The sequence below is a fragment of the Gluconobacter sp. P1D12_c genome (assembly GCF_018812105.1).
Lineage (GTDB): Bacteria > Pseudomonadota > Alphaproteobacteria > Acetobacterales > Acetobacteraceae > Gluconobacter > Gluconobacter oxydans_A.
The window spans coordinates 1-504 of record NZ_JACSIQ010000325.1 but is presented as its reverse complement, the minus strand read 5'-3'; the positions used below and the strand labels follow the sequence as shown (position 1 = coordinate 504).

1 pseudogene is annotated in these 504 nt (G+C 55.0%); it reads right to left on the bottom strand.

Features of this window, described 5'->3' with window-relative positions:
* Positions 1-504: pseudogene (locus KP705_RS17000) on the bottom strand (IS5/IS1182 family transposase); the annotation flags it as partial.

The window sequence follows — 504 nt, the reverse complement described above, 5'->3', positions numbered from 1 at the left end:
GACAAAGCCCTGCTTTTCCATGAAGTCCTCATTGGCTTTTGAACGGTAGGCCGTATCTGTCCAGACGCTCGAGGCCGTATTGGCTTTATCCAGCAGCCCCTCTCTCAATCGCGCGCCATCACTGGCGGCGGCATCTGTCGTCTTCCATTCGCGGATGAACCGGAACTTCCGGTCGATGGAGACATGGGACTTGTAGTCAAAGAATGGGATAGCCAGATCGCTGGATGGCATGGTTCCATCGTCTTGCCGCTTCGCCTTCGTGAACTTCAGTGTACAGCGGGTGTTCCTGTCCTTGTGGGACAATCTGGATGGCTTATCCTGCCAGTCTTCAGGAATACTCCATGCACGATGGTCGGCTTTCTCAGCATTCGTATTGCGCTGCTTTGGAGCGGCTACCAATGTTGCATCCAGGATCTGGCCTGACATCGGCAGATAACCGGCGTTCCGCAGGGTCGCKTCAAACCGGTYAAACAGCCTTTCAATGGCACCCGCCTGTGTCAAACG